The organism is Bradyrhizobium sp. PRIMUS42, assembly GCF_023006515.1.
GTDB lineage: Bacteria > Pseudomonadota > Alphaproteobacteria > Rhizobiales > Xanthobacteraceae > Bradyrhizobium.
The window spans coordinates 1-4287 of the sequence record NZ_JALBGZ010000547.1 but is presented as its reverse complement, the minus strand read 5'-3'; the positions used below and the strand labels follow the sequence as shown (position 1 = coordinate 4287).

3 protein-coding genes and 1 pseudogene are annotated in these 4287 nt (G+C 57.9%); 1 reads left to right on the top strand and 3 read right to left on the bottom strand.

What is annotated here, in order from left to right; all coding sequences use genetic code 11:
* Positions 1-921, top strand: a pseudogene (locus MOV75_RS28920) (mannose-1-phosphate guanylyltransferase/mannose-6-phosphate isomerase); the annotation flags it as partial.
* 77 nt (positions 922-998) lie between these two features.
* On the opposite strand, the gene MOV75_RS28915 reads toward MOV75_RS28920, so the two are convergent.
* The 3 genes from MOV75_RS28915 to MOV75_RS28905 form a co-directional block, all read right to left on the bottom strand.
* Positions 999-1565 (bottom strand): transglutaminase-like cysteine peptidase, encoded by a 567-nt coding sequence (locus MOV75_RS28915; protein ID WP_247007043.1) that lies wholly within the window; start codon positions 1563-1565, stop codon positions 999-1001.
* A 1099-nt stretch (positions 1566-2664) separates the two neighbouring features.
* Positions 2665-2970 (bottom strand): hypothetical protein, encoded by a 306-nt coding sequence (locus MOV75_RS28910; protein ID WP_247007042.1) that lies wholly within the window; start codon positions 2968-2970, stop codon positions 2665-2667.
* Positions 2971-3709: 739 nt separating this feature from the next.
* Positions 3710-4287 (bottom strand): hypothetical protein (locus MOV75_RS28905; protein WP_247007040.1); only part of this gene is annotated, 578 nt, incomplete at its 5' end.

Here is a 4287-nt window from a genome sequence, read left to right as displayed (position 1 = left end):
CGAGGTGCATGCGGTCGCGCGCTTCGTCGAGAAGCCGGACGCGGTGAAGGCCTCCGACTACGTCAATTCGGGCTATCTCTGGAACAGCGGCAACTTCATGTTCCCGGCGAGCGTGCTGCTCGACGAATATCGCAAGGTCGATGCGGCAAGCGTCGAGGCCGTCACCAATGCGGTCAACAATGCCGGCCGCGATCTCGGCTTCGTCACGCTGGAGCCTGGAGCCCGAGGCGTTCGGTTCGGCGAAGGCGATCTCGATCGACTATGCCGTGATGGAGAAAACTTCGCGCGCAGCGGTCGTGCCGGTCGTGCGGCTGGTCCGACGTCGGCTCCTGGCACGCGGTGTGGGAGCTCTCCGACAAGGACGCGCAAGGCAATGCGGCGCATGGGGCCGCGGTGTTCGAGGATTCCCGCAACTGCAACGTCACCACCGACCAGGCGCTGGTCGCGCTCGAAGGCGTCGACGATCTCGTCGTGGTCGCAACCGCGGATGCGGTCCTGGTCTCGCGCCAGAAGGATGCCAACGGCCTGAAGCGTCTCGTCACGAAGCTGAAGGCGGTCGCGCCGAAGGTCACCGAGGAGCACCTCAAGGTGCATCGGCCCTGGGGCAGCTATCAGTCCGTCGACAACGGCGAGCGCCACCAGGTCAAGCGCATCGTGGTGAAGCCGGGCGGGCGGCTGTCGCTGCAGAAGCACCATCATCGTGCCGAGCATTGGATCGTGGTTCGCGGCGCAGCCCGTGTCACCGTCAACGAAACGGTGAAGACCGTGCACGAGAACGAGTCGATCTACATTCCGATGGGTGCGGTCCACCGCATGGAGAACCCCGGTAAAATCATGCTGGAACTGATCGAGGTCCAGACCGGAAGCTATCTCGGGGAAGACGACATCATCCGGATTGAAGACGACTATCAAAGAGCTTGAGGAGTTCCGAAGCTCATTCCCCGGCTCTCTTTCCAGCTTGAGACCCCTATCGATGTGAGCGTAAAAGCGCGATCAGATCAAAAGTGAGCGACTTCCCGAGTCCATCGTTGGGGATCCACGCCGGACTCTGCGCGAACGAAAATATATCGATCCAAAGCATCCACTAACGGTGTGACAACCGGACTCAGATTATCGAGAACGAGAACCGCTCTTCCCTCGCGGACAAGCAGCACAAGGTGGTGCTCTGCCGTTGTTCGGATCACTACCTCTGCAAGAAGGAGGGCCGAGCTGGGCCAACCGGATCGAAGCAACAGATGACGCTTGGTGACGGCATAGTCGCCACAATTGCCATCATAGGGGAATATCTGCCATTCGGCGTCACTTCGGCTCTCGAGTGGATCTTTTGGCGCTATGCTGAAATTCACGGTTGAATTGATCTCGGCGAGTTCTCGCCAGCGTTGAATTGAGGAGCGGAAGTCTCGGATCCTGCGATCCTCGTGGCGTTGGCAGTCCTCAGGGTTTTGAACGCAGAACTGAGAGAACGACAGCGGTGGTGTCACCGCTTGGGATTCGTAGCTTGAATAGGCTGGCTGGCTGCAAACGCAATACACTATGGCCAGCATGCGGGTAGCATGTCTGATCATCGAAATCCGCCGGGTCATTCCTGATTGCTACTCGGATTATATTGCGACGCAATGGAAGCGCTATGACAATTGTGAGGCAATCGATGCCTAATCCCGAAGCACTTAGGGCTGACCGGCAGAACCTTACACCGGGTCGTTGTTGGTTTCCCAATGCTGTGCAGTCGAAAGCAGCGGTGATGTCGTAGTTCGGCGCGAGCATCGACCGGAAGGCAGACGTGAAATGCACATCGCGATGATCGGCACGGGCTATGTGGAACTGGTGTGAGGAGCGTGCTTTGTGCTGAAGATCGCGCAGTCCTTGTTCGGCCTCAGTGTCGTAGTGACGAAGTCGACCAAAACCTGGAGCAGGAAGAGAGAGCTGCCGCTTATCACCTATAGCCACTTTGCCGCTTCTTAGACTGCAAAGCCCTCCCAATGTGTGAGAGCTTCATCTTTCCTTGCGTCAAAGTTCGATGCCTTACTATTCGAGCGATCAACTTCTGCCCGTTTCAATCTAGCTCGCTGCCGTCCTTCTCGGGCACGCCTTGATGCTAGCTCGAGATATACGTTGCTGAAGACCACGAACAGAACGATGAATTCGAATACTAGGCCTCCAAGGATCATGAGAACCGTCATGCTTCCTCCTCAAGTAGGTCACGCTGCTGAATTTAATACTAAAAATATTAAATAATCAATTTAAATGATAAATTAATGATGAAAAGTGCAGGTCAAGGAGATGGCTTTCAGCGACGATCCCAAGAGGGAACGAGCATATGCTTGCCGCGGAACGGACCGATCTAACACTTCGAGCTGCAATCTTGCGGTCTACCTGTGCACCGCCTCTTGTTGGAATTACGGTCAGGAAGGGGGGAAAGCATGCCCTGCGCTTTGTGCTTAAATTTGGCCCTGGTGGTGTAGCTCCGTCAGCGATAGGGGGGCTCAATCGGATCCACGGGTTACGCTCGCAGTCTTGACGGCAACGCGAATTGAGGCCGAGCTGTGCGTCGGTCGTGCGTAGCGGTGTCCCTCACCAGCCCGAGCGATAAGGTCCGAGATCAGGCAGAACCGGCCGAGCGTCCAGCACCAAAGCCAGCGCAAAGAAGGCCACGATCATTTCACCTCACATCACAGCTGCGTCTGCTCGCAGCCTGTTGGCTGCCGCGAGCGCGATCGGCGAAGGGAAATGGTCATGACGAAAGCGAAAGCACAACTTCAGGCGCTCGGGCGTAGCGCCAAGCGCGCACACGAGCGCACCAAAGAAGGACGTACAGAATTCATTGCGGGCACGTCTGAGTTGGCTGCCGCTTTCTGCAGGGCTCGAAGCAAATTGCCGAGCGATCAAGCATTCCGTGCATGGATCGAACAAGCTGGCCTCCGGTCGATCGGCAAGGACGATCGCCGCGCGCTGATTTTCATTGGTCGGCACGTCACCGCGGCCCGCCGATTTTTCATGCAGAACGAGGATCGGTGGTCATGGCGCATGTGCGCGTTTCATTGTCGATGCTCGAGCCGGTTTCGCAGCCTGCGAAGCCGGTCGTCAGTCCGGCGAGAACGGTCACTGTGCAGGTCACTAAGGAAATTTATTCCACTCAATGCACCATACCAAGTCGTTACATCCGACCCGAAACCGTTGGCTGCACCGCTTAAATTGGTCACGAGCGAGCGAGACCAAAGGGAGTGCATGCCGCAGCCTAAGCAGGCGAGACACTCCGGCTACATGAAGCGACCGGGGCGGTGCGAGCAGTTATCGAGGCCTCATCGCTGTCGACGACTACCGTCGCGCTTTACTGGCCATTCGAGCGAGGTAAGCGACCTGCATCAGACAGAATACGGGAAGCGGCGCATTGGCTCGAATTGCTGGCAGATGCCCTGGAATCGGAGGCTCTGCGTAAGCCACAACATCACTAATGCGGACCGGAAGGTTCGCGGGTATGACTACCCTGATGGACCGAATGGTGAAGTGAGCGAACGTCCCTAACCAAAGGGGGAGGTCGAAGGCCACTTTCCGAAGTGTTCGAAGCATGATCGCGAGTGCTGTGCGCCGTTCATGTGCTCAGCTAATGATCCAGTGTTGCTTCGCAAATCGATTTGGGAATTGGCGATCAGACTGAAGCTTGAATGCGAGCCGGAATGGAAGGCTCGCATTGGACTCTCGATCTGATCTTTCAACGCGGTCGGCGCAGCGGTCCACTGAGGTAGCGCTGATTCCTGATCTCGCGAAGGAGCAGCATGCGCTTGGTTTGTGCGGCGTTGAGCAGCCCCTCGAACAAGACCAGGACCTCGCGCGCCTGCACGTAGACTTCGGTGGTGATGGCGTGTTGGTCAAAGCCATAGGTCGCAAGCCGCGCGTCGATCTCGGCCGCCGCGATGGGATCACAGCGCCAGCTCAACGCGTTTTGCAGCGTATGGTACTCGGCCTCCGCTTCGAACTCGGGATAGATCCCGACCAAGTCGATACGCCGCAACGTCGCCTCAACCGCCCTTTGGCGATAGGTCTCGAGCAATTTATGCCGCAACATGCGGTAGCGCTGGATGTCCCAGGACAGCTCGGCGACATCGATTGCGAGCAGCCACTCGATGGCGGATTGCGGCGCAAGGTCGGCAAAGATCGCCTGCCGGAGTGCATGGTAGTGTTCGAGCTGTTCGCCCGGCAGCAGCCGGGGCGGCGGGGCCAAGGCCTCAAACTCGACCGGCACCGCCGTGGCGGTGAGCTCGCGCGCGGTTTGGAACAGACCGTTCATCC

Bases quoted from the DNA above. Each gene is read 5' to 3' on its own strand.
- MOV75_RS28915 (WP_247007043.1), bottom strand. From the start codon at position 1,565: ATGATCAGACATGCTACCCGCATGCTGGCCATAGTGTATTGCGTTTGC.